We start from the raw sequence: 24,874 nt of genomic DNA on the forward strand, positions 1-24,874 counted from the left end.
TTATTTTTGATCACATTGCAACGAGATTTAGTGTATTAATCTGACAACCGCTTATTTGATGAGCAACTCAGCGACTTTTTGGTCGTGTCAGAGGGTGAGATAACACACCACTGTGACGACTCCCGCCACAATCACATTTAACACTACGCCTTCTCGCGCCATGGTTTTAATGGCGAATTTTTCGGTGGCGAAAGCAATCGCATTGGGTGCTGTAGCCACCGGCAGCATAAACGCACAGCTTGCGCTTATCGCCGCGGGGATCATCAGCATTTTGGCATCTACATTTACTGCCAAGGCAGCAGCAGCAAGAATGGGCATAAGCAAGGTTGCCGTGGCAGTGTTAGAGGTAATTTCGGTAAGAAAGGTTACGAATAAACAAATGGATAAAATAAGGAATAATAAGGGAAGTGTTGATAACCCGGTTAACCACTCTCCCATCAGCACACTCAATCCGGACGCAGTAAAGGCCTTGGCGATACAAATACCGCCAGCAAACAACAGCAACATACCCCACGGGATATCGTTAGCGGTTTTCCAATCCAGTAACCTGCCCTTTTTACCCTCACCGTTGTGTATCACAAACATCGCCACTACACCGGCAATCGCTATGGTGCTGTCACTTACGGTGGTCAGGCCTAGCCATTTTGTCCATAGCGGGCGCAATACCCAGGCCAATGCAACGCTGCCAAACACCATTAGCACGCGTTTTTCTGCTTTGCTCCACGCCCCGGGTTTTGGCAGGTCAATATTGCCCACCTCTGATAACCCTCGTGACAACCACAGTGCCATCAGTGGAAGGGCTAACAACACGATGGGAACACCGGTTTTCATCCATTCAATAAAACTGTACTCGAGCCCTTGCGTTTCCTGATACACACTCATGAAAATAATATTGGGCGGCGTACCGATAGGCGTCCCCACACCGCCCACACTGGCTGCGTAGGCGACACCTAAAATAAGCATCACACCAAAACGTTTACTTTTCATGGCTTCGATGATGGCCAGCGCCATCGGGAGTATCATTAATACGGTAGCGGTGTTGCTTATCCACATGCTTAACAGCGCGGTGGTCAGCATAAATCCAAGCAACAGCTTTAACGCACTGCCCGAGCCCGTCAAACGCAACATGTATACCGCAAAGCGTTGGTGCAGATGTGATTTTTCCAACGCCTTAGACAGCATAAACGCCCCCATCAACAGAATGATTACATGACTACCTAATGACGACGCTGCTTCAGCGTGAGTCAAAACGCCCGTCAATGGAAACGCAGCAAAAGGAATGAGTGAAGTGGCGGGGATCGGAAGGGCCTCGGTGATCCACAAAATGGCTACAAACAACGTTATCCCGGCAGTGAGTGCAATGTCCGTAGGCTGCTGTGCCCCATACAAGACTGCTCCTACCGCCACTGATATCAATAGAGCAAGAACGACAATACTACTTTTGCTCACACTGCACTCCAATTCTTATTATTTTTGTTCGTCAGATGATATACGACTGGCTACGGCGCCGGTCTGTCCCTTGTACTTGGCATCAATGCGAGCATTATAAGGCTTGTCAGCGGGAGTCGACAGCACCTCAAAACTCAGCGCACCAATTTTCATCATGGGCCGTAATGCTAGAGGAAGCTTACCACTGTTATAAAATTCCAACACAATATTGCCGGACCACCCCGGGTCAATGCGGTGTGCAGTCACATGCACCATCAAACCAAGGCGGGCGAGCGACGAGCGCCCATCAAGCCAGCCCACAATATTGGCGGGTAACGTCACTGATTCATGCGTTATGGCTAAAGCCAGCTCACCCGGATGTAAGAAAAATGCTTTGCCATCTGCTAATTCAATCTCATCGCTCATCACTGAGTTTAACGCTTCTTCCACCTGTGCTTTCGGCCCGCTTAAGTCAATATAAGGAGCCTGGTGATCTTCAAAAACGCGGAATTTGTTACCTAAACGGATATCGACGGTGACACCGCTGATTTGCGAATAATCAGGCGTGGGATTAATGGTAATTTTCCCCGCTTGTAGGTACTCATAAATATCTCTGTCTGATAAACGCATTAGGGCTTCCTGCAGAAAAAAAGAGGGCTCATTATAAGGGCAATGTCCAACCAATCAATACATACGCTCGTCGCGCGCCCAGTAATTTAGTCAAAAGTGCGCTTTATTCTAAAATACGTAATGCAAAAACAGCGCATTTCAGCTAGTATTTGCAGCCATTTTTAACGTATTAATTTGCTATTGTCATATGTCTGAAAACAATTCGCAATCCAGCGCAAATGCGAACCAGCGCCGAATTCTGGTTACCAGCGCCCTTCCCTATGCTAATGGCTCCATCCACCTAGGCCATCTGCTTGAACATATCCAAACGGATATCTGGGTACGCTTCCAACGCCTGAAAGGGAATGAGTGTTACAGTGTCTGTGCCGACGATGCGCATGGTACCCCGGTAATGCTGAAAGCACAGGAATTAGGCATTACACCTGAACAGATGGTCGAACAAACACGAGCGGAACACCATCAGGATCTGAAAGATTTTCACGTTCATTATGACAATTACTATGTAACCCATTCGCCCGAAAACAAAGAACTGTGCGAAACAATCTATAAGCGCTTGGATGAAGCAGGTTACATCAGTAAGCGTACCATCAATCAACTCTTTGACCCTGAAAAGTCCATGTTCCTGCCGGACCGGTTTGTTAAAGGCACCTGCCCCAGCTGTAAGGCAGAGGATCAAAACGGCGATAGCTGCGATGTGTGTGGGGCTACTTATAGCCCAACAGAAGTTATCAATCCGCGCAGTGTTGTTTCGGGCGCCACCCCTGTACTAAAAGAATCAGAGCACTATTTTTTCGATTTACCTCAGTTTGAAGGCATGTTGAAAACCTGGATCCGCTCTGGCGCGTTGCAGGAAGAAATGGCGAATAAGCTGCAAGAGTGGTTTGAAGCAGGTTTGCAACAATGGGATATCAGCCGTGATGCGCCCTACTTTGGGTTTGAAATTCCCGGCACAGAAAATAAATTTTTCTACGTGTGGGTTGATGCACCAGTTGGTTACATGGCGTCGTTCAAACACTATTGCAATGAACACAATATTGAATTTGATGAATTCTGGAACCCTGGACATGATACGGAGCTTTACCATTTTATCGGTAAAGACATTACCTACTTCCACTGTCTGTTTTGGCCTGCCATGTTGGAAGGTGCAGGTTATCGCAAACCGACCGGCGTCAATATTCATGGCTTTGTCACGGTAAATGGTGCCAAAATGTCAAAATCTCGCGGTACCTTCATCAAAGGACGGACCTACCTCGAGCATTTAAACCCTGAGTACTTACGTTATTATTTTGCATCGAAGTTAAGCGACGGCGTCACTGACATCGACTTGAACTTTGAAGACTTCGCACAAAAAGTGAATGCGGATCTGGTGGGCAAGGTGGTCAATATTGCCAGCCGTTGCGCCAGTTTTATCACTAAGCGATTTGACGGCAAGTTGTCTACAACCGTGCTGGAACCGCAGCTGTTTGCTGAATTCAGTCAGGCTGCTGATAAAATCGCTTTGTACTACGAAAAACGTAAGTATCATCAAGCAGTACGAGAAATTATGGCATTAGCTGATAAAGCTAATCAGTTTATCGATGCTAATGCGCCTTGGGTAACCATAAAGGACGAAAGCAAGCAACAGTTCACCCACGAAGTATGTTCATTGGGTATCAACATGTTCCGGGTACTGGTGACCTATTTACAGCCGATCGTGCCCGCGCTGGCCACCGATGCTGAAGCATTTCTCAATGATAAATTGACTTGGCAAGGTACACAAAACGCCCTTGCAGGCCACCCAATCAATAAATTTAAAGCGCTGATGCAGCGTGTGGATAAGGACAAAATTGACGCTATGGTAGAAGCCTCGAAAGAAAACTTACAGGCTGCTTCTGCGCCTAAGATTGAAGCCGACAGCCCCTTGGCAAAAGATCCCATTAGTGAAGAAATTAGCTTTGATGAATTTGCCAAGGTCGATTTCCGTATAGCCCGTATCGCCCATGCTGAACATGTGGAAAAAGCCGACAAACTGTTACGTCTGGAATTAGATTTGGGCGGGGAAACCCGTCAGGTATTCGCGGGTATCAAGTCGGCCTATGCACCTGAAGATTTAATCGGTAAGCATACGGTCATGGTCGCTAACCTTGCCCCTCGAAAGATGCGATTTGGCCTGTCAGAAGGCATGGTGCTGGCAGCGGGACCGGGCGGAAAAGAGTTGTATATTCTTGAGCCACACGAAGGCGCAAAGCCTGGTATGCGCGTTAAATAGTGTATCTGGGTAGCTGATGGGTCCATCGGCTACCTGCCCTCGTATCTCCGTTTCCTGTTAACCTGCCCTGGCGGTTTGCTCTTCTTCCTCCGCTGGCTCTTCATCTTCAAACTGCCATTCCTGAAGCGCGGAAAAATCTATTTTGGCCCCTTTGGCATATGGCATTCTATATTTATGAATAGTCGTCAAATCGTAGCTATTCAAGTGTTCATATTCGAACCAGTGCCCGTAATTTTGGGGGGAAGTCGTTACCACAACCCTCCTGGTATCTACATCGCGCAGGTCGTAGTGATAAATGTAATAAACTTTGGTGGCAAATGCGCTGCCTTTAATTTCTTTGCTATAAGGGATCTCTACCCACTTGCCCTCTTGTTCTACCAGCAATTGAGGTAAGAAAAAGCTTTTTACGTTTAGTGACAGGTTTGGATGGGACCAGATAGTAACCTGCTGGGTTCCTTGAGGAAGATAGATCAGTTGATAGAACTGCTTAATTCCCCGTTTTTCAATACAGTTAGACTGAATTGAGCCAATGTCATAACCATAACGATAACCCGGCCCTACATAAGAGCGACCATTTTTCTCAAACTTGTCGGTACAGTATTGAGCAAGTTCGAAATTCTTCTGATAATCCCGGCCCGCACAACCGACTAAGATTATTATCCCTGTAAATAGTAGCAGTCCTTTAAGATTGGTGATGCTACGCAATCGATTTTCCTACCCTATTCTCTTAATTTAAGTACGTAAAAATTTTACCACGTAAAAATAGAAATTTAAGTGAAAACGTATTCAATCGCCTGCTAGCGTTTTTTGCGCTTGATGACCGGTGAAAACGTGCCCTCACGCATACTGGCCCCAACAGGGTTGAACTGTGGCTGTAATTTCCATTTAGGTCTGATGGTGGTCATCGGATAAACCCGCTTTTTAGCCAAAATGATGTATACAGAGCTACACCACGGGCAGTAATGACTGAGCCACTTTTGCAATTTCGATGGGTACTGACTCTTGTAATTAAAAAATAACATGGAAAACAGCACCTGACGTTGTTCGACTATTTCAAAGCCCAACAGTTGCAACCAGTCTTTAATCCGGGAACTGGTAAAGAATCGAGCGTCATGCAGAATATTACCGCGCTTTAAAGGTAGATATTTACCCACCCCTGTCAGGCTCAGCGGATTAAATCCACTAATAATGACATAACCATTTTGATTAATTACGCGGTCAACTTCCCGTAAAACCTGATGCGGATCCTGAACAAAATCCAGTTCGTTAGCCAGCAAAAAACCGTCGACGCTGTTTTCAGAATAAGGTAACTGATGAGACTGTCCTACCACCCCCGACCATGCATGTTGCGTTGCAGTATGATTGATCTGATGGGTAATGGGACACTTCGCTAGTGTAATTTGTGAACTTAAGCTACCCAGCTTGACAAAGTGGTAACCGAATATCCGTTGACTGTAATCATTGCAGACATCCTGAACCGCTTGTTTGACCATGTCCCCTGCCGGCAGTAATTCCCATCCTTCAGGATAGCGAGGCTCTCGCTTTTGAAAAGCAGATTTCATTAAAATAGTGGCTGATCCATTCTATTGCACAAGGGCTATCAAATTTCTATAGTATCCTATAATTTGGTTTTCTCAAGCGGGGGCTTATGTCCACTTCAACTTTACCTAATGATGTCAGTGTAACGCCTATTCCCGCTTTTACGGATAATTATATCTGGTGTCTGCACAACAGTAACGATGCAGTGGTGGTGGATCCGGGTGATGCAGAACCAGTTTTGGCATTTCTGAAACAGAATAACCTTAAGCTGGCGGCCATTTTAATTACCCATCATCACCATGATCACACCGGAGGCATTACCCGGCTAACTTCTACCCGCCCAGCGATACCCGTAATTGGCCCAAGAGGCTCGCATATTCGGGGGATTACGAAAAGTGTAACGCAAGGTGATGTAGTGCGGTTGCCCATCATAAAATGTGATTTTACCGTGATGGAGATCCCCGGTCATACCCTGGATCATATTGCGTTTTATGGTCACGGCGCTATATTTTGTGGGGATACCCTGTTCGCTGCTGGCTGTGGTCGCTTATTTGAAGGTTCTCCTGAGCAAATGGCGCATTCATTGAGTAAGCTCAAACGTTTGCCTGGTCATACCAAAGTATATTGTGCGCACGAATATACGGTAGCTAATATCCAGTTTGCAAAGAAAGTGGAGCCGAATAATCAAGCTTTACACGACTACGAAATGTGGGCCAATCAACAGCGTGAGCAAAATAAAGCGACCTTACCTTCTGATATCGCAACACAAAAAGCGGTGAATCCGTTTTTACGATGCGAGCAGGAAGAGGTCAGATCGTCAGCCCAAGCAAAAAGCGAACACACTTTACATGACGAGGTCGCCGTATTTGCCACCTTACGCACGTGGAAAGATAAGTTTTGATGCAATATTGGGCTGTAATACGTACAATACCGGTTCTGCAGTATCAGTACGGGGCGTTATTGTCATGTTGAAAAGCAAGTTCTCCCTACTTTCTGCGCTGGTCTCCACCCTTTTACTCGGAGCATGCGCATCAACAGAAGTAGTCGAAACTCACTCATTAAACCAAAATAAACAAGGCAAAAAAGTAGCCTGTGAGGTAGCCAATACCACCATTTCAGAAGAGGCCGATTGTGAACTAGCCCGCGAAGGCGTGATTGAAGTTATCCACCCTCAGGAAGAAATAGCGCTAGAAATAAAAACCGACAAAAAACCCGCTTCTGAAGAGTCAGAAGCTGTGTTCATTGCCAATGTCTGGGATCGCATCGGTAACCAGCTTACTTTCCACATCCCCGAAAATGACCGCGTGAATGTTCAGCGCAACTGGTATTTAAAACACCCAGAATATATGTCTCGCGTAACTAATCGCGCACGCCCTTTTTTGTACTTTATTACCCAGGAAATTGAAAACCGGAATATGCCATTAGAGTTGGCATTGCTACCGATCGTGGAAAGCGCATTTGATCCCTTTGCATATAGCCATGGCAGAGCGGCAGGAATGTGGCAATTCATTCCCAGTACCGCAAAACGCTTTGGCATTCATCAGTCCTGGTGGTATGACGGCCGCCGGGATGTGATCGCTTCAACCCAAGGCGCATTGGATTATCTGAATTACCTCAACAATATGTTCGACGGCAACTGGCTGCATGCCCTGGCCGCCTACAATAGCGGTGAAGGCCGAGTAAAACGTGCTATCAAGCGCAATGCCAAGGCGGGTAAACCGACTGACTTCTGGTCACTGGATTTACCTCGCGAAACCCGGGCCTATGTCCCGAAGCTGTTGGCGTTAGCGGATATCCTCAAACAACGGGATAAATACAATTTCTCATGGCCCGAAGTGGAAAACGTGGCGGTCATTGATGTAGTAGATATTAATTCGCAAGTGGATTTAGCGTTTGCGGCAGATTTAGCGGGAATGGATTTGGAAGCGCTGCAGGCACTCAATCCGGGCTTTAATCGCTGGGCCACCGATCCCGACGGTCCACATTATCTGGTATTACCATTAGAAATTGCCGATAGCTTTGCGCAGCGGCTTAACGAACTGGACCAAAACGAACGTCTCAACTGGGTTCGCCACCAAGTGAAAAGCGGTGACAGCCTACTGAAGCTCGCTCATCAGTATCACACCACCGCGCAAATTATTAAAAAGGTTAACAATTTAACTTCCAACGTTATTCGCGCAGGTGAACACCTGCTGGTACCTGTGGCATTAAAAGAATTATCGGCATACACCCTGTCTAAAGAGCAACGCTTAGCGACCACACAGAACCGCAAGCGGGCTGATCGAAAATTCACCTACACGGTGCAGTCGGGCGACACATTGTGGGATATTGGCCGCAAGTATAAAGTGAGTACACAAAAACTGGCTAAGTGGAATGGTATGGCCCCTATCGATACCTTACGCCCTGGCATGACACTGGCTATCTGGCTGGATGATAATGACACACAAAGCGACGCCATCATGAAAAAGCTCACTTACACGGTGAGAAAAGGTGATTCGCTTTCCCGCATCGCGTCAAAATTTAATATAAAAGTGAATGACATTCGCAAGTGGAATGATTTACAAAAAAGCCGTTACCTGCAACCAGGCCAAAAGTTAACTTTGCATGTAGATGTCACCCGATTAAAAAACGTAAGCTAGGAGCACAATGTTAAGGATAAACTGGGCAAATTTACGCAATAGTCACGAGACTCCTTGGTTTATCCTCGATATTGTCATGCTCGGATTGCTGACTATCAACCTGATTTGGTTGCTGTTTGATGGGTTGTATGGCACAGAGTTTGTCAATCATCAGCTTGAAAAGCTTACCCCTGGATTTGAAGCAGCCTATGCCCCCATCCACCGGAATTTCATTCTGGTGGACCTGGTGTTTATCAGCATTTTCTTTGTTGAGTTTTGTTTTCGCTGGATAGTTTCAATCGTTCGCAAGGAACATTTACGCTGGTACTTTTATCCTTTCTTGCATTGGTATGACTTAGTGGGTCTCATTCCACTTGGCGCAACACGGATCTTCCGCTTCTTACGGATCTTTTCTATTCTGCACAGATTGCACAAGTTCGAAATCATCGATCTAAACCAAACCGCCATTTTTCGCTTCTTTACCTTTTACTATGATGTGTTTGTTGAAGAGCTCTCCGACCGCATCGTCGTAAAGGTCCTTACTGACGCACAAAAAGATATCGCAGCGGGCTCTCCGCTGGTTGATGATATAGGTAGACGCGTATTAGCACCTCGCCGCCCGGTATTGACACAGTGGCTAGCAGGTGTATTAAATCATTTAGGACAAACCATTCATCACGGCGACAATGGTGAGGCGATTCGTCAACATGTCAGTAAAAGTGTTGGCAAAGCAGTAAAAAGTAACGCTCAGGTCAGTACCCTGACCTTTGTCCCTGTGGTAGGGAAAACCATCGAAAAAACACTGGAAAGCGCGGTTACCGACATCGTAACGCAATCGCTGGTTAACCTGCTCTCAGACATTGATGCCGATCGCGTGGACGGTTTTATTAATGCAGGGTTAGAGGAATACACGCCGACCGCAGATGTGCTGGACAAGGAGGTGTTAATGATTATTAACGAATGCCTTGAGCTAGTGAAATCTCACGTCGCCCAACAACGCTGGAAGTCAGAGCTGGTGAAAAAAGAACAGGCCATCCCAGATCGGCCAGAATGAGGTTCTAACATCAATGTCTCCCCGAAGCGCCTTGACAGCTTAAGGGTTTCCACTGCGCCACACGGGGATTAATTATTCCTATACGCCGATAGACATTTTCAATATCACCGTTAACTCTAAGTTGAGCTAATCCTAACGCCAAGTCAGCCAGTAGCTGTTTCCCTTTTTCACTTTTCCCATTGATAACAAAATGTGTCGAATCGGCAAACACCAATTTGAGGTCTGGAAAAGGGTAAAGCGCTACACCAAATTGGTTTCTTTCCAGATTTGCATTTGGGCCAAACGTAATAGGCACAAATTTTCCCCGACCCAGTTTAATCATATTGAACATTTGTTCATACGAACTTACATGCAATAGCTTCATGCCCGCACATTTCATAATCTCCCAATCGTGGTACCAGTTCTGATTAGCGAGGGTCATCGATGTATTTAACTGGCTTCGATGCACCGTATTGGCTAACACCTCTTTCGTCGTATACAAGCCTTTTTCAAATTCGTTGTTGCGAAGAAGTGCCGGTGAAATAACCAGTATATTTTCTCTCGCCTCATTTCGCCAGATCCCAATGGCGGTGCCCTCGATACGGCTATCTTCTACATCATTCAACATACGGCCATTATTCGGATAGGATAAAAGTGAGATTTGGTAAGTATTGGGAGAAAGTTTTAGGGCATGACAAAAAATCATGTACTCTGCTAGAACCTGATTTTCGCCTAAATTAACCTGTTCCAATGAAGGGCAATCATCGTGCGTGGTGGCTAACTGAATCGCTTTTTGGTGATCCTGATAGGTTCCGATATCTATCGAAATACCTTGCGCCTTAGCACAGGTTCCAATAAAGAATAACAGTGGAATAGCGTAACGTATCATGTCGTCATTTTCATCCACTGTTTCCTTATGTTAATTCTAAGCGTAGCCGAAACCTACTGACGTCTCCAGGTTGTGCCACCTGGTCCGTCTTCTAATACTACACCTTTGGCAGTCAATGCATCGCGAGCGGCATCGGCTGCAGCCCAGTCTTTACTTGCTCTGGCATCATTACGCTTTTTGATCAATGCTTCGATTTCAGCGGCGTCGTCTTCACTGCCTGCCTGCAAAAAGTTGTCGGGATCAGATTGAAGAATACCTAAAACAGATCCAAGCCCCACTAATACGCCTGCCAGCTTAGCCGCTTCGGCGGGATCAGATTTTTGCTTGTTGAGTTCACGGGCCACATCGAACAACACAGCCATCGCTTCAGGCACATTTAAATCATCGTTCATGGCTCTTTCGAAGCGCGCTAAATACCCCGCATAATTTAAATCAATACCCGTTTCAGGCACCACCCCTCGTAAAGCGGTGTACAAGCGCTCAAGCGATGCCCGCGCCTGATGAATACTTTCATCATCATAATTTAGCTGGCTACGATAGTGTGCGCTCAGCAAGAAAAAACGCACAGTTTCGGGATCGTGCAGTCTCACCACATCGCGCAGGGTAAAGAAGTTACCTAGCGATTTTGACATTTTCTCGTCATTAACCTGCACCATACCACCGTGCATCCAGAAGTTAACGTATTGGGTGTCATATGCGCAGCAGGACTGGGCGATTTCATTTTCATGATGGGGAAAGATCAGGTCTGCCCCCCCGCCGTGGATATCAAAATGATGGCCAAGATGCTTTGAATTCATTGCCGAACATTCGATGTGCCAACCAGGACGCCCGTTACCCCAGGGAGACGCCCAGAAGATTTCGTTAGGTTTTGCTGACTTCCATAATACAAAATCCATTGGATCATCTTTATCTTCGGCCACTTGCACGCGCGCACCTGATTGCAATTGCTCAAGATTTTGTTTGCTTAACGCTCCGTACTTCTCATATTTACTTACATCAAACAACACATCCCCATTTCTCGCCTGATAAGCGAACCCTTTGTTAATTAAGGTTTGGATGATGTCGATGATTTCGGGCATATGCCCCGTTACCGTAGGCTCTACGTTTGGCTCAAGCAAATCAATTGAAGCAAAATCTTCATGCATCATCGCAATGGTTTTAGCCGTTAATTCGGCAGGAGAGATACCTTCCTCTGCCGCTCTTTTGATAATTTTGTCATCCACATCGGTAATGTTTCTGACGTAATTCACCGTATAACCTAAGTGGCGTAAATAGCGCACTAATACGTCAAAACTTAGGTAAGTTCTACCGTGCCCCATATGACACACGTCATACACGGTAATACCACACACATATAAGCCCACCTTCCCTTCTTGCAGCGGCACAAAGCGCTTTTTCTCACGGGTTAAGGTGTCATAAAGGTGTAGCATGGTGATTTTCCTCATAAATAAAGTTGCGCCGAAGTTTATCACTGTCTTGAATGCAGGTCACAATTAAATAGCCATTTTCTATTCTTCGAATTTAACTCCCTGCACTTTTAGGCTAACATATTGCTTTTAGCTTCACTGACAGGTCCATTTATGGTTACGTTAGAAACGAATTACGGTGACATCACCATCACGCTGTTCAAAGACAAAGCGCCCAAAACTGTGGAAAATTTTCTAAATTACGCGCGAGAAGGTTTTTATGACAACACCATCTTTCACCGTGTAATTGATAATTTCATGATCCAGGGCGGTGGGTTTACTGCTGATATGCAACAAAAATCGACGAAGGACCCCATTAAAAACGAAGCCAACAACGGTCTTTCAAATAACCGGGGCACGTTGGCAATGGCCCGCACTAACGATCCTCACTCTGCCACCGCACAGTTTTTTATCAATGTAAAAAATAACGATTTTTTGAACTTTTCAAGCGAATCGATGAATGGCTGGGGCTACTGTGTTTTTGCAGAAGTATCTGAAGGAATGGATGTAGTTGATGAAATCCGCACCGTGGGTACGGAAAACAATGGTTTTCATCAGGACGTGCCAATCAAGCCGGTGGTTATTGAAAAAATAACCATTAACGACGAATAAGATTTTCTCTGTATTGCTGAGGGGCGATAGCCCCTCTTTTTGTGTGTATATGAATGAATTTCACTTACTTTATCTCTGATCTTCACTTGAGCGAAGCGTACCCGGATATAACCCGCTGCTTGCTTCGGTTTCTCAACACTGACGCGCCAAAAGCGGATGCCCTCTACGTGTTGGGCGACTTATTTGATGTGTGGATTGGTGATGACAACATTACCTCCTTCAATGAAACTATCGCCGCCGCCTTTAAAACGTTAAGCAAAAGTACACCAATATATTTCATTCACGGTAATCGCGACTTTGCTATCCGTAGAGGTTGGACAGAAAAAGCAGGGATGACATTATTACCAGAGCAATTTGTGATTGACTTATATGGTCAGCAAACTCTGCTTACTCACGGTGACGAGCTGTGTACGCTGGATGTGGAATACCAAAAGTTTCGCCGCAAGTCTCGCAGCTGGTGGTGGCCAAAACTTATGCTCGCGCTGCCTTTATGGTGCCGACGCAAAATAGCCGAAGATGGGCGTAAAAAAAGTCAACTTAAGCAACAAAAACTCACCAATGAAATAATGGACGTCACCCCCGAGGAAGTGGTCAAGGTGATGGAGAAGTATGCGGTACAGCGGTTAATCCACGGGCATACTCACCGGCCAAACATTCACACGTTGAAGGTGAATGGCAAACCGGCAACAAGAGTGGTGTTGGGTGACTGGTATGAGCAGGGCAGTATTTTAAAAGTCTCGCCAACGGAGCTTTTATTAGAGAAAAGAGATTTTTCTACTACATCGACTGATTAGTGGCAAAATAAAATAACCAGGAAAACAGCGTAAGCAGAATGGGTAAAAATAATGCCACTGTGGCCCATTCCACCACATTATATCCTGCGTAACGCGGCATCATCGGCTCGTGTTTCTTGCGTCTGCGAATTCGGTTCATTCTGCTATGCAGTAGAAGCAACCAAGTGATCCAGCCAATAAAAACCACCAGGTCCGCTTTTATTGTGGAGTCAAAAACATACGCAAACCAAAAATAAAGCGAGCCGCCAAAAGTGACCGTCATCCACAGATAATCTATGCTGGCTGGCCAGCTGCGAAGGCTAAGGTGTTTCTCGCATTGTCTAATTGCATCAAAAAGTTGAGGCAACATAAATGGCTGTACAGGTGCAACGAGTGGAACCAACAACCAAACCATAGGCGTATTAGGTTTTCCGCAGATACGATGACAATCTCGCGCAATCAAACGCATCCATAGCATGCTATACAACCCGCCGGTGCAAAAGAAGAGTAAATATTCCCAAATAAGATTTCGAGGTGGTGCAACCGGTTTTGGTAATGACATACGCACCTTTTATAACGGAATCCTTTTTATACAATATGTTAGAAGGGCAAAAAAGTTCATTATTTGACCCCTACCTTGCTTATCCTGTCATAACCGCATCGGTCACAACGGGTACCCCACTGTGAAACTTAAACTCATGATCAGGCGTGCTTATCAGTTGTGCTTCGTGTTTTCCAAAATACGCAACCCGTGCAGAGATATCCTCCCCGGCTACCTGTCTTGCCAGCGCAAGATAGTCCTGATAATGACGGGCTTCTGAACGCAGTAACGACACATAAAACTTCTGTAATTCGTCATCAAGGTACGGCGCAAGTTTGGCAAAACGTTCACAACTGCGTGCTTCGATATAAGCACCACAGATCAGTTTATCAATCAACGCCTGTGGTTCATACGTTCTCACCTGCCGCATCATGCCTCGTGCGTATCGACCCGCGGAGACATTGGTATAAGTAATCCCGCGAGATTGCATAATTTCGAGAACTTGTTGAAAATGATGCAATTCTTCTTTTATCAATAACACCATCTTCTCGACAAGATCATCACCATATGGATGCAACCCATTGGCAGAGATCATTTTTTTCAGGCCACTATGCTTACCATCAAACTTACCGTCCCCTACCTGCCTGTATACGTAATCTTCGTATGGCTTCAGCCACGCGAGTAATTCCGCTGCATTTTGCTCGTCAACTGCATATCTTCGAATTAGCATCAGTGCGGTTTGCGCGGCTTTTAATTCACAATTGCAGTGATCAATCAACAGCGATTCGAGTTGTTTAGGCTCCCGCGCTTTGTCAATCCATGCTTGTGGAGTCGGGCATTGCAAAAATGCATTGATTGGCGCTAATAATTGGTCGAGTACAAGTTTTTGCATTGGTCAGGCTCTTGCTCAAATAGCTGGATATTTTACCTAAATAACCTACTTCAAGCTAATCATACCAATATTCACTGAGGGGCACTCACTAAGCGCGAAAATTTGTCCTATATTGACATGCCAACGTTATGGATGTTTGGTGGGGTTCAATCGAATAGTAATGGCGCAGTACAAAAATGGAAAAACCCGTGCACAGACGAAATTAAAGTAATTTCCCTACTCATCCTTACATTGGCTTAGGGCCCTGGTCGCGTTTCCCTTTGACCAACTTGACCTGATTAGATGAATACCATTATTTCTGAGCAGGTCACTTTTCACTTATCACTTTTCACTTATCACTTATCACTTATCACTCATTAATGCATTATCGCTATAGTCCGCATATTCGTTTAACTTTCAATGTGATGGCTTTTTGAACAAAATGATTGACGATTAACCACGTATGCTGCATATTAAATTGTAAACAATTTGTTAACTCTAAAACAAAAAATCAACAAGTTTCGTTGTAGAGTCAGTATGTGAGGTAAGTTAATGATTTTAAATCATCTGGTCGGCATCTACACTCATCCAAAAGAAGAGTGGCAAACAATTGACAGAAAGCATGAAAGCTATTTTTACGCGTTAAGTCATATTGCAATTATTGCACTCATCCCTGCTATAGTGGGCTATTATGCTTCAGCTCATTTAGGTTGGCGGATTGGGGCCGGCGATGTTATCAAACTTACCGAATCCAGCGCATTGACGATGGCAGTAAGTTTGTATTTTGGTTTAATTGTGGGTGTTATTGCGCTGGCGATCCTTATTCATGAACTAGCCAATGCCTTTGAAGTGAAACCTACCTATACACAATCGCTTGAATTGGCTGCGTATACCGCTACGCCCCTATTCATGGTTGGTTTTGCTGCGCTTTATCCCGTGTTATGGTTTGTAATGACAGTGGGCCTGGCAGGTCTTTCTTATTCGGTTTACCTGCTCTATTCGGGTGTGCCTATTTTGATGCATATGCCGGAAGATAAGGGCTTTATTTACTCCAGTTCAGTGGTCACCTGTGGCCTGGTTTTATTGGTTATTTTAATGGCCAGTTCAGTTATTTTATGGAGCATGGGTTTCGGACCCGTTTATATGCATTAAGCCGTACATACTCTTTACCCTCACACAATAAAAAGTAAAAAGTAAAAAGTAAAAAGTAAAAGGCCGCAATTTAATCGCGGCCTTTTTTATCACCCTCTACCATCCTTGGCGCAGATAAAATTCAATCACTATCCATATTATGCATATCCAGGTTACTCAGCTCGGCCTGCAGGACCGGCGCTTGTCTGGACTTTTCACTTCGCGCCAAGTCGATTTTCTCCAGATACTGTTGGTCAATATCAGCGGTAATGTAGTTACCATCAAACACCGATGTTTCAAACTGGGAGATATCGGGGTTTTCTTCGCGAACCGCTTCGACCAAATCTTTTAGATCCTGAAAAATTAATCCGTCCGCCTGAATCAATTCCGCAATCTGGTCTATTTCACGTCCATAAGCAATCAGCTCATTGGCCGAGGGCATGTCAATGCCATACACATTAGGAAAGCGAATTTCTGGAGCTGCAGAGGCAAAATAGACTTTATTGGCTCCGGATTCACGGGCCATTTCGATAATCTGGCTTGAAGTGGTCCCACGCACGATAGAGTCATCTACCAACAGCACGTTTTTGCCCTTAAATTCTGACGAAATAGCGTTTAGTTTACGCCGTACTGATTTTTTACGCATGGTTTGACCCGGCATAATAAAAGTACGCCCAATATAGCGGTTTTTCACAAATCCCTGACGGTAGGGAAGTTGTAAGGTATTGGCTATTTGTAATGCCACATCCATGGATGTTTCGGGAATAGGTATCACTACGTCTATTTCTTTATCCGCCCATTCACGCGCTATTTTTTCGCCCAATTTGCGCCCCATGTTTACGCGAGAAGCATACACGGAAATGCCGTCGATAAAAGAATCAGGGCGGGCAAAATAGACAAATTCAAAAATACACGGAGATGTGTTGGGCTTTTCATAACACTGGTGGGTATGCAGTTGTCCCTGCTCAGTGATGTACACCGCTTCGCCAGGCGCAACGTCGCGTACAAAGGTAAAACCTACTGCATCAAGGGCCACACTCTCTGAGGCTACCATATACTCTTCGCCCATCTCGGTAATACGTTTACCTAATGCAAGTGGACGAATTCCATTGGGATCTCTGAACGCGACCAGCCCTTGTCCGATTATGACGGCAACGACTGCGTAAGCCCCTCGAATCTTTTTATGTACGCGCGTCACTACCTCAAAAATATCGTCTGGTGACACCGTCATTTCCGTACATGATTGAAGCTCATGAGCGAAAATATTAAGCAGTAATTCAGAATCTGACGTGGTATTAATGTGACGGCGTGCCTTACGGAATACTTCTTCCTGCAGGTCGTGAGAATTGGTTAAATTTCCATTATGCGCAAACGCAATGCCGTAAGGAGAGTTTACGTAAAAAGGTTGAGCTTCTGCGGAACTTGATGTTCCCGCAGTAGGATAGCGGCAATGCCCAATTCCTAAATGACCGCTCAAACGCTTCATATGACGCGTATGGAAAACGTCTCTTACCAGCCCATTACCTTTGCGCAAATTAAAAATATTCTGGTCAATGGTAATGATACCGGCAGCATCCTGGCCTCGGTGTTGAAGAACAGTCAAGCCATCGTACAATGACTGCGCTACTGGGGTTTTACCCGCGATTCCAACAATACCACACATCTTTTCGTTACCTACTTAAACCGACGTTAAAAAACTCGAGCCATCCTTCATAAATTCGAAAAACCACTCAATAATCACTGTAAACTCGGGGATTAACAATGAATGCCCCCACCACTGCGCTTGTGCAGCTGGCGTAAATGTATCCAAGAAAAATAGTAATGCACTGACAATAAGTACGCCGCGTAATGCGCCGAAAACGAGGCCAAGTGCGCGGTCTGTTCCGGTTAATCCTGACACTTGAACAAGTTGTCCAAGCGCCACATTAACTAAACCGCCAAGTATGAGTGTTGTTATAAAAAGAACAGCGATCGCTGCGCCGTTTCTTAAAATTTGATCATCTATTCGCGTAAAATAGACGGCTAGGTCAGCATAGAACTGACTGGCAATAAACAGCGCAGCAAACCAGACCACCAGAGAAACCGCTTCTTTAACAAAGCCTCTCATTAAGCTGATCAAGGTAGAAACCGCAATTATGCCTAATATGGATAAGTCGACCCAATTCATATATTACCTGGTCTGACATCTAATCTGATGCGACAACCTTCTGCCCTGCATTGAGATGGCGCGTATTCTAACAGAAGCGCAAGGTATTACCAATTTGAAATACATTACATATTGTTTCTGACACATACCTCACCTACGGCTTGGTTTCTGTTGCTACCAAGCGCCCGGTTAAGCAAATCTTAATCGACCTTAAAAGTGGTAACCTTTCCTTTAAGACCCGTCAATTCCTGTAAATGAGGGATAGCGTTTTCGAGTTTCGCTTTTTGTAAATCGGGGCCAACGAAAACTTTTGTCAACGGCCCAGAACTGGTTTGAATGGGACGACTGAAAGCGCGATAACCGGCTTTTTCCAACTTTGTCAGTAGTTGACGAACGTTTTTTTGATGGCGAAAACTACCCAGTTGAATTACCCAGCCAGCACCATCATCATGTGCTTCAGGCTGTTCTACCACAGTTTGTTTCGCTAAATCGTCTTCATCCACACTTTCGACTGTTTGCTCTTTTACCTGTTGCGAATGGACAGCGATGTCGTCAACAGCTTCTTCGCTAACAATTTCGATAGGACGTTGTACAGCCTTCTCTACCCGCTCAGTGGGAAAGGGTTCGGGATTAACAATTGGCTTACGCGCCGGCGGTGCCGGTATTTCTGCGAACGTTTCGGATTTACGTTCCTTTTTACCATCAAGAAAATCGGGTAAAAAAATGACGGCTAAGGCAACTACGATTACCGTTCCGATAAGTCTGTTTTGCAGTGCCGATGCCACCTGCTGCTCCTTTGATACTACTTAACAATGCAAAACTAATACATCTGCCACCGTAAGGAAAGAGCCAAACACCAAAATAATATCATTTGGCTGCGCTTTTTTCTTAGCGGAAGCGAATGCGTCAGTGACTGTGTCATAGCAAGTCGCATTATGCTGCGCGTCGGCAGGCAAAGCAGAGCGGATAAATTTGGCATCTGCCCCCCTTGGCCCAGGCAGGTTTGCACAGTACCACTCCCCCTTAAAGATCGATAAAGGCAGCAGTGTATCCGCAATTGCTTTATCTTTAAGCATGCCAACCACAAAATGAACCTGTTCTGCCTGCAAGTCTGCTAACCAGCTTTTCATCGCCCCCGACGCCTGTGGATTGTGGCCCACATCCAGATATACGTCAGGTTGACAAGCCACCCGCTGTCGCCTTCCGGGTAAGGTGGCAGACGCCAACAGGTCATTTAAAACAGGCTCCTGCGGAAGCCTGCCTAGCTGGTGTAACACCGCTAGTGCGGTACTGACGTTCTGATATAGAAAAGAAGTAGGCGCTAAGTGGGTGAGCAGAATATGTTCACACTGCCATTGCCAACCGTTTGCTTCAGATGCATAGGTAAAGTCACATCCAGCCCAGAGAGATTTGCATTCTAGCCGTGTCACATAATCGATCAGGGTATGAGGAGGTTCTGGCTCACCGATAATAGCTACGGCATCTTTACGCATTATGCCCGCCTTTTCCACGGCAATTTCTTCACGGGTCTCACCCAGCCAGTCCTGATGATCGAGCCCAATACTAGTGACCACGGCAATGTCAGCATCGATAATATTAGTCGCATCAAGCCGACCACCTAACCCCACTTCTAAAATGGCGTAGTCGACTTTTTCTTTTTGCATCATCACCAAAGCAGCCAGAGTGCCAAATTCAAAATAAGTTAGACTGACCTCCCCTCGCGCCGCTTCCACTTGCTCAAACGCGCTGATGTAATCCTGCTCGGGAGAAAGTTCTCCATTAATGCGAACCCGTTCACGGTAATCGATGAGGTGGGGCGAACTATAGACACCTACAGTACTGTTTTGTCCTAGCAGGGCTAGTTCAATAAATCGGCAGGTAGTGCCTTTACCATTAGTACCCGCTACGGTGATGACGGTTGAGCTTGAGAAATCCAGGGATAGCTTACCTGCGACTTCCTCTACCCTTTCCAGTCCCATATCGATAGTACTAGGGTGGATAGACTCTAAATAGGAAAGCCACTGCGTCAGCGTTCTTTTAGGCTGAGCAGCGGCAGATGATGTAGAATTCACTTAATTTGGACGGTGTAATTTACTTAACAGGCCGTGTAATTTATCACGCATGTGGCGGCGGTCAACTATCATATCGATGGCACCTTTTTCTAACAAAAACTCACTGCGTTGAAAGCCCGGTGGCAACGTCTCACGAACAGTTTGTTCAATAACCCGTGGTCCGGCAAAACCTATTAAAGCTTTAGGCTCGGCCACATTTATGTCACCCAACATGGCTAAACTTGCGGATACTCCACCCATTGTTGGATCAGTCATCACCGATATATATGGTAAGCCTTTTTGGCTTAGTTTAGCTAACGCAGCCGAGGTTTTGGCCATTTGCATCAAAGACATCAATGCTTCCTGCATGCGCGCGCCACCACTGGCAGAAAAACAGATCAACGGCATATTATTTTCGATACAGGCGTTTACGGCGGCCACAAAGCGAGCCCCTACCACCGACGCCATTGAACCGCCCATAAATGCGAACTCAAAGCTGGCAACCACCACTGGCATGCCCTTTAACTTGCCCTGCATAACAATTAATGCATCTTTCTCATTAGTACTTTTTTGTGCAGATACTATACGATCTTTATACTTTTTAGAGTCTTTAAACTTCAATACATCCTGAGGCTCTAAGTCGCTACCGAGTTCTTTTCTGTCATTTTTATCCAGAAAGCTATCGATACGCCGACGAGCGCTAATGCGCATATGGTGGTCGCACTTAGGGCAAACTTCTAACAGTTTTTCTAATTCTGTTTTATACAGAACTGCCTGACAGGAAGAACATTTTGTCCACACACCCTCTGGCACATTGCCTTTTGTCGAGGTTTGGGTGCGCGGTAAAATCTTCTGAATCCAGCTCATTGAATATTCCTTAGTCAATTTGATCCGAAAATGGAGTCAAATAAAAACCTTATCTTTAATAACACATCACTATAACGCGCTATTAGACCACATTACAAAAAAATGCAAAAAACAAAACTGGTCTTAGAAGTTGTCTGGTAGAAATAATGGCCCTATCTGATGCATAGGTAAATTATATTCCTGTGGGTATCCAACCTCTACCAGATACAACCCGTTTGGTTTAGCCGTAGCGGCTGCCTGAGTTCGATCCTTTTTCGCTAAAAGCTCAGCAATCCATTCCACAGGTTGCGCGCCGCAGCCGACCTCTATTAAGGAGCCCGCAATATTGCGTACCATGTGATGAACAAACGCATTGGCCTGAATATCAATAATTACGAAACGCTCCCTTCGAACAACTTTAACGTGCGTCACATTGCGAAAAGGCGATTTTGATTGACACAACGCCGCGCGAAAAGAGCTAAAGTCATTCTCACCTACTAGCGCCTGAGCGGCCTGGTGCATTTTATTGGCATCTAATGGCCGATGTTCATGGGTTAGGCCCTGCTGTAATATTGCCGGGCGCAACTTGTCATTGTATATGATATAGCGATAGCGACGATAAATAGCGCTGAAACGGGCATGAAAATCGTCCGCGACCACTTGCGCCCAGGTAATACCCATTTCTGCCGGTAGGTTTGCATTCACTCCTAAGGTCCAGGCGCGCAGGGGGCGTTTAGCCTCACAGTCAAAATGGATCACCTGACCAGTTGCATGAACTCCGGCATCAGTGCGCCCGGCACAGGTTACTTCGATTGTCGTTGCTGCCACGGTAGAGAGCGCTTTTTCTACATGCTCCTGAACGGATGTAACGTCCCGCTGGCGTTGCCAGCCATATTGTGAAGCACCGTTGTACTCGACGCCTAAGGCAATTCGCCCCATTATCACTGCTTACTTGTTATTTTACGAGGAGGGTAATTTTAAAGGGTTTCTAAGTAAGTTCAAATTTTTTAAGCCTAAATACTCATTGGAAGGTAGATAGGTTACTAATACTCCTGTATTTTGTTAGCAACAATCTACGCGTAAAATGCAGTCAAAAGGAGTTAATGTGGAAACGGATAACCCATGGTTTAAAAAACCTGAAATGATGGTGGCGCTTTCCGCTTTATTCATAGGGTTAATCACGGCGGGCGTTTCAGTGTACTCAGCTTACGTTGGCAGAGCCTATGCCAGAGCATCGGTATGACTATCTTTGCAGATAGCAAGAAGCTTTGACGATGGCATACAGACCTTTTCCTATATTGTTAGCAACCAGGGTACCGGACCTGCGCTGATAAAATATGTAAAAGTGAGTTCCGATTCTACTTACATAAAAAGATGGGCTGATATTCCAGAATTTAGACATTTTTCTCAAACGCATATTAATGGTATTACACTACCTGCTGAACATAGCGTGACACCCTTCGAATATAAAGGTGACCAATTTCCCGTTGTTATGAAGCTGGATGAAGACATAGCAATTGAACTGTGTTACTGCTCTATTTATGACGAATGCTGGGTGACCAATAAATCGGGGACTACCCGTTCAGTAGAAGAATGCAGCATGGAGCAGGAACAAGCATTTCTTCAATAGCCACCGTATATTAAAAAATATTTTACGAATCAACGGCATTCACGATGAGTACTATACGAAAAATCTCCGCCCCCGACATAGCTAAGATAACTGATATCTATAATTATTATGTCGAAAACACTGTTTTCACGTTTGAAGAACGACCTGTTTCCAAAACAGCGATACAGCAACGTGTGGATAGAGTTAGCTCTTTAAAATTACCTTGGTTGGTGCTGGAGAGTGAATTCCAAGTGATGGGATATGCTTATGCGACCCAATGGAAGGCGCGCAGTGCCTATCGATTCACCGTAGAAGTGACGATATACCTTTCACCCGACCAACAGGGTAAGGGTTACGGCAAAGCGCTTTATCAGGAATTATTCAGGCAGTTATCATCCACAGCAACGCGTTCGTGTATTGCTGTAATAACGCTTCCCAATGAAGCAAGCATTTCTCTGCATGAAAAAATGGGAATGCGAAAAGTAGCGCATTTTGAGGGAGTGGGCTTTAAATTTGGTTCGTGGCAAGATGTAGGTTACTGGCAGGCTCAACTGCCTAACTCACATTGATTTTTTCCTTTTCACTTTTCAAATCGACGGCTATTCTTACTAATAGTACCTACCAACAAAGTAAGTTATGAAGGAAACGCGACCAAAATCCCGCATATTTCGTCGTAAAAATGTCATATTAGAAATTGGCAGTAATTATTACGACGAAAACGATGTGAAACGTTGCGTAGGGTATATTACCTCGTTAGTAGCAGAGCTTGATCGCTGGGTTTTAATTTCCATCCCCGATAAGTCCAAAGGTGTTACACCCGACGCTGCGCACGCCGCAGCAGAGTTGCTGCAACAAGCTTTGCAGCACAATTGTCAGGCACTGCTAGTACTTACCTCAAATACTTCAGCAAAAATTTTTGCCCATGCGTTAAAGGAGCACGGACTACACCATAAGTTGATATGCAGCGAGTCAATTATGGAATTATTGGAAAAAGCGGAATCCATTCTGGAGGACGCCACCTTGTTTATGGATGAAGCAAGTTCTAGACAGTGACATTATTTACCACCGAGAACTGGCGCAAGTGTATTAGTTCAGCCTGATGAGGATCCTCCGCCTGCGCGGAGGATGACATTATTTTGCGCGGAGGATGTCGATATTCTCTACCGAAAGATAGCGTTACTTTCATCCGGAGGATAGCGGAGGTGTACTAGTTCAGCCTAGTGATGCAAGTACTGTCTTCGCTTCTTGCTGTTGTTCAGGAGATCCTTTCTCGATGACTTCCTGCAGAAGTTCTTTAGCCGATTGTGTATCATCCATTTCGATATACATCAAAGCAAGATCGAGATTAGCGCTTTGACCCGCATCCTTATCGATATCAACCATTTCATCATCATCATTGACACCCGTGAAATCAGATAAGCTCACGTCTAGATCCAGCGGGGCTTCATCCTTGTCTTCTCCCTCTTCGTCCATGCTTTCGTTGAGCAACGTTTCAACGTCGAGGTAATCTTCCTCTTTGTCTTCGTCTAATTCATCTTCGGATGTATCAGTTAACAGTGCATCCAGATCCAGATCAGGATTTTCAAGCTGTAATGACTGTTGGGACTCATCGTCTTCCTTTTCCATAGAACCAAGTAATTCATCAAACTCTGAATTTTCCAGTTCATCTAAAATTTCGTTATCAGACTTTTTATCACCGGTTAACCAATCATCAAGACCAGGAACATCTTCAAGCTCATCAAACTCTGCATTACTTGCTTTATCGTCAACAACAACACCATCTTGTTCCTGTTCCAGTTCAAACTCATCTATGTCAGATAGAGCTTCATCAAGCAGACTGTCATCAAAGTCTTGTTTGTCGCCCCCGCCAGATTCAGCAAACGATGGGATATCATCTATTAATTGACGATCAAATTCTTCCAACGCAGCGTCGAGAGGATCAGTACTCTCAATCTCCTCACTTGCCAATGCCTGCTCGGGCGATTCATCTTCCTGTCCCGCTAATTCATCGCCCGTACTGTCCTCTTCTGGCTTTCGCTCAGAATCTTCAGTATCCGGGGCTACTTCCTCTGTACTTTCATCAGCCTGCTCAGGGGTTTCTTCTTCCTGCGCCGCTGTTTCGTCGCCCGAGCTGTTTTCTTCTGACTCTCGCTCAGAATCTTCAGTATCCGGGGCTACTTCCTCTGTAATGTCGTCAGCCTGCTCAAGTGTTTCTTCTTCCTGTGCCGCTGCTTCCTCGCCCGTACTGTCCTCTTCTGGCTCTCGCACAGAATCTTCAATATCCGGGGCTACTTCCTCTGTAATGTCGTCAGCCTGCTCAAGTGTTTCTTCTTCCTGCGCCGCTGTTTCCTCGCCCGAGCTGTCCTCTTCTGGCTCTCGCACAGAATCTTCAATATCCGGGGCTACTTCCTCTGTAATGTCGTCAGCCTGCTCAAGTGTTTCA

26 protein-coding genes (1 of these 26 cut by a window edge) are annotated in these 24,874 nt (G+C 45.4%); 11 read left to right on the forward strand and 15 right to left on the reverse strand.

Features of this window, described 5'->3' with window-relative positions:
* Positions 1-87: 87 nt before the first annotated feature.
* Positions 88-1,449, reverse strand: a complete 1,362-nt coding sequence (locus OPS25_RS07250; protein ID WP_265616990.1) for an SLC13 family permease — start codon at positions 1,447-1,449, stop codon at positions 88-90.
* A gap of 18 nt (positions 1,450-1,467) precedes the next feature.
* Positions 1,468-2,058, reverse strand: a complete 591-nt coding sequence (gene dcd / locus OPS25_RS07255; RefSeq protein ID WP_265616991.1) for a dCTP deaminase — start codon at positions 2,056-2,058, stop codon at positions 1,468-1,470.
* Between the two features lie 187 nt (positions 2,059-2,245).
* On the opposite strand from dcd, the gene metG reads away from it, so the two are divergent.
* On the forward strand, positions 2,246-4,306 hold the full coding sequence (gene metG, locus OPS25_RS07260) for a methionine--tRNA ligase (RefSeq protein WP_265616993.1): 2,061 nt from the start codon (positions 2,246-2,248) through the stop codon (positions 4,304-4,306).
* 57 nt (positions 4,307-4,363) lie between these two features.
* On the opposite strand, the gene OPS25_RS07265 is transcribed toward metG, so the two are convergent.
* Together OPS25_RS07265 and OPS25_RS07270 are read right to left on the reverse strand one after the other, a co-directional pair.
* The gene (locus OPS25_RS07265; protein ID WP_265616995.1) at positions 4,364-5,011 is read right to left on the reverse strand and encodes a hypothetical protein; all 648 of its coding nucleotides are present in this window, start codon (positions 5,009-5,011) and stop codon (positions 4,364-4,366) included.
* A 92-nt stretch (positions 5,012-5,103) separates the two neighbouring features.
* Positions 5,104-5,868, reverse strand: a complete 765-nt coding sequence (locus OPS25_RS07270) for a class I SAM-dependent methyltransferase (protein ID WP_265616996.1) — start codon at positions 5,866-5,868, stop codon at positions 5,104-5,106.
* A gap of 86 nt (positions 5,869-5,954) precedes the next feature.
* On the opposite strand from OPS25_RS07270, the gene gloB reads away from it, so the two are divergent.
* From gloB to OPS25_RS07285, 3 genes are all read left to right on the forward strand, one after another.
* Entirely contained in the window at positions 5,955-6,746 is a 792-nt protein-coding gene (gloB, locus tag OPS25_RS07275) for a hydroxyacylglutathione hydrolase (protein WP_265616997.1), read from the forward strand.
* 64 nt (positions 6,747-6,810) lie between these two features.
* Positions 6,811-8,484: a lytic transglycosylase gene (locus OPS25_RS07280; RefSeq protein ID WP_265616999.1), complete on the forward strand. Its 1,674-nt coding sequence runs from the start codon at positions 6,811-6,813 to the stop codon at positions 8,482-8,484.
* Positions 8,485-8,491: 7 nt separating this feature from the next.
* Positions 8,492-9,517, forward strand: coding sequence for an ion transporter (locus OPS25_RS07285; RefSeq protein WP_265617001.1), 1,026 nt, complete (start codon positions 8,492-8,494; stop codon positions 9,515-9,517).
* 10 nt (positions 9,518-9,527) lie between these two features.
* Here the strand turns inward: OPS25_RS07285 and OPS25_RS07290 are convergent, their stop codons facing one another.
* A complete protein-coding gene (locus tag OPS25_RS07290; RefSeq protein WP_265617002.1) occupies positions 9,528-10,403 on the reverse strand; it encodes a hypothetical protein in 876 nt (291 codons plus the stop codon).
* A gap of 35 nt (positions 10,404-10,438) precedes the next feature.
* Positions 10,439-11,815, reverse strand: a complete 1,377-nt coding sequence (cysS, locus tag OPS25_RS07295; RefSeq protein WP_265617003.1) for a cysteine--tRNA ligase — start codon at positions 11,813-11,815, stop codon at positions 10,439-10,441.
* A 150-nt stretch (positions 11,816-11,965) separates the two neighbouring features.
* On the opposite strand from cysS, the gene OPS25_RS07300 reads away from it, so the two are divergent.
* Together OPS25_RS07300 and lpxH are read left to right on the forward strand one after the other, a co-directional pair.
* Entirely contained in the window at positions 11,966-12,463 is a 498-nt protein-coding gene (locus OPS25_RS07300; RefSeq protein ID WP_265617004.1) for a peptidylprolyl isomerase, read from the forward strand.
* Between the two features lie 53 nt (positions 12,464-12,516).
* Complete coding sequence (gene lpxH / locus OPS25_RS07305) at positions 12,517-13,257, forward strand: UDP-2,3-diacylglucosamine diphosphatase (RefSeq protein ID WP_265617006.1); 741 nt, start codon at positions 12,517-12,519, stop codon at positions 13,255-13,257.
* On the opposite strand, the gene OPS25_RS07310 is transcribed toward lpxH, so the two are convergent.
* Both OPS25_RS07310 and miaE read right to left on the reverse strand, forming a co-directional pair.
* Entirely contained in the window at positions 13,241-13,798 is a 558-nt protein-coding gene (locus tag OPS25_RS07310) for a hypothetical protein (RefSeq protein WP_265617007.1), read from the reverse strand. The two genes, lpxH and OPS25_RS07310, sit on opposite strands and share 17 nt — an antisense overlap.
* A 79-nt stretch (positions 13,799-13,877) precedes the next feature.
* Positions 13,878-14,669, reverse strand: a complete 792-nt coding sequence (gene miaE, locus OPS25_RS07315) for a tRNA isopentenyl-2-thiomethyl-A-37 hydroxylase MiaE (RefSeq protein WP_265617008.1) — start codon at positions 14,667-14,669, stop codon at positions 13,878-13,880.
* Between the two features lie 531 nt (positions 14,670-15,200).
* Here miaE and OPS25_RS07320 point away from each other — a divergent pair.
* Positions 15,201-15,800, forward strand: coding sequence for a Yip1 family protein (locus OPS25_RS07320; RefSeq protein WP_265617009.1), 600 nt, complete (start codon positions 15,201-15,203; stop codon positions 15,798-15,800).
* 121 nt (positions 15,801-15,921) lie between these two features.
* On the opposite strand, the gene purF is transcribed toward OPS25_RS07320, so the two are convergent.
* The 6 genes from purF to truA all read right to left on the reverse strand — a co-directional run bounded on the left by purF (position 15,922) and on the right by truA (position 21,761).
* The gene (purF, locus tag OPS25_RS07325; protein ID WP_265617011.1) at positions 15,922-17,442 is read right to left on the reverse strand and encodes an amidophosphoribosyltransferase; all 1,521 of its coding nucleotides are present in this window, start codon (positions 17,440-17,442) and stop codon (positions 15,922-15,924) included.
* A 15-nt stretch (positions 17,443-17,457) separates the two neighbouring features.
* Positions 17,458-17,946 (reverse strand): CvpA family protein, encoded by a 489-nt coding sequence (locus tag OPS25_RS07330; protein WP_265617013.1) that lies wholly within the window; start codon positions 17,944-17,946, stop codon positions 17,458-17,460.
* A gap of 179 nt (positions 17,947-18,125) precedes the next feature.
* Positions 18,126-18,710, reverse strand: coding sequence for an SPOR domain-containing protein (locus OPS25_RS07335; RefSeq protein WP_265617015.1), 585 nt, complete (start codon positions 18,708-18,710; stop codon positions 18,126-18,128).
* 21 nt (positions 18,711-18,731) lie between these two features.
* Positions 18,732-19,997 carry a bifunctional tetrahydrofolate synthase/dihydrofolate synthase gene (gene folC, locus OPS25_RS07340; RefSeq protein WP_265617016.1) on the reverse strand — a complete coding sequence of 422 codons (1,266 nt, stop codon included), beginning with the start codon at positions 19,995-19,997 and terminating at the stop codon, positions 18,732-18,734.
* Complete coding sequence (gene accD / locus OPS25_RS07345) at positions 19,998-20,843, reverse strand: acetyl-CoA carboxylase, carboxyltransferase subunit beta (RefSeq protein ID WP_265617018.1); 846 nt, start codon at positions 20,841-20,843, stop codon at positions 19,998-20,000.
* 123 nt (positions 20,844-20,966) lie between these two features.
* The gene (gene truA, locus OPS25_RS07350; protein ID WP_265617020.1) at positions 20,967-21,761 is read right to left on the reverse strand and encodes a tRNA pseudouridine(38-40) synthase TruA; all 795 of its coding nucleotides are present in this window, start codon (positions 21,759-21,761) and stop codon (positions 20,967-20,969) included.
* Between the two features lie 166 nt (positions 21,762-21,927).
* Here truA and OPS25_RS07355 point away from each other — a divergent pair, with 166 nt between their 5' ends.
* The 4 genes from OPS25_RS07355 to OPS25_RS07370 all read left to right on the forward strand — a co-directional run bounded on the left by OPS25_RS07355 (position 21,928) and on the right by OPS25_RS07370 (position 23,484).
* Positions 21,928-22,065, forward strand: a complete 138-nt coding sequence (locus OPS25_RS07355) for a hypothetical protein (protein WP_265617022.1) — start codon at positions 21,928-21,930, stop codon at positions 22,063-22,065.
* A gap of 6 nt (positions 22,066-22,071) precedes the next feature.
* Positions 22,072-22,452, forward strand: coding sequence for a hypothetical protein (locus OPS25_RS07360; protein WP_265617024.1), 381 nt, complete (start codon positions 22,072-22,074; stop codon positions 22,450-22,452).
* A gap of 44 nt (positions 22,453-22,496) precedes the next feature.
* Positions 22,497-23,000, forward strand: a complete 504-nt coding sequence (locus tag OPS25_RS07365; RefSeq protein WP_265617025.1) for a GNAT family N-acetyltransferase — start codon at positions 22,497-22,499, stop codon at positions 22,998-23,000.
* Between the two features lie 67 nt (positions 23,001-23,067).
* Complete coding sequence (locus OPS25_RS07370) at positions 23,068-23,484, forward strand: hypothetical protein (protein WP_265617026.1); 417 nt, start codon at positions 23,068-23,070, stop codon at positions 23,482-23,484.
* A 159-nt stretch (positions 23,485-23,643) separates the two neighbouring features.
* On the opposite strand, the gene OPS25_RS07375 is transcribed toward OPS25_RS07370, so the two are convergent.
* Positions 23,644-24,874 carry the 3' end of a FimV/HubP family polar landmark protein gene (locus OPS25_RS07375; RefSeq protein WP_265617027.1) on the reverse strand. It continues 2,450 nt past the right edge of the window, so the window shows 1,231 of its 3,681 coding nt (coding positions 2,451-3,681); its start codon lies beyond the right edge, outside the window — the gene reads right to left on this strand; the stop codon is at positions 23,644-23,646.

Origin of the sequence: Alteromonas aquimaris (assembly GCF_026183695.1) — a bacterium.
Lineage (GTDB): Bacteria > Pseudomonadota > Gammaproteobacteria > Enterobacterales > Alteromonadaceae > Alteromonas > Alteromonas aquimaris.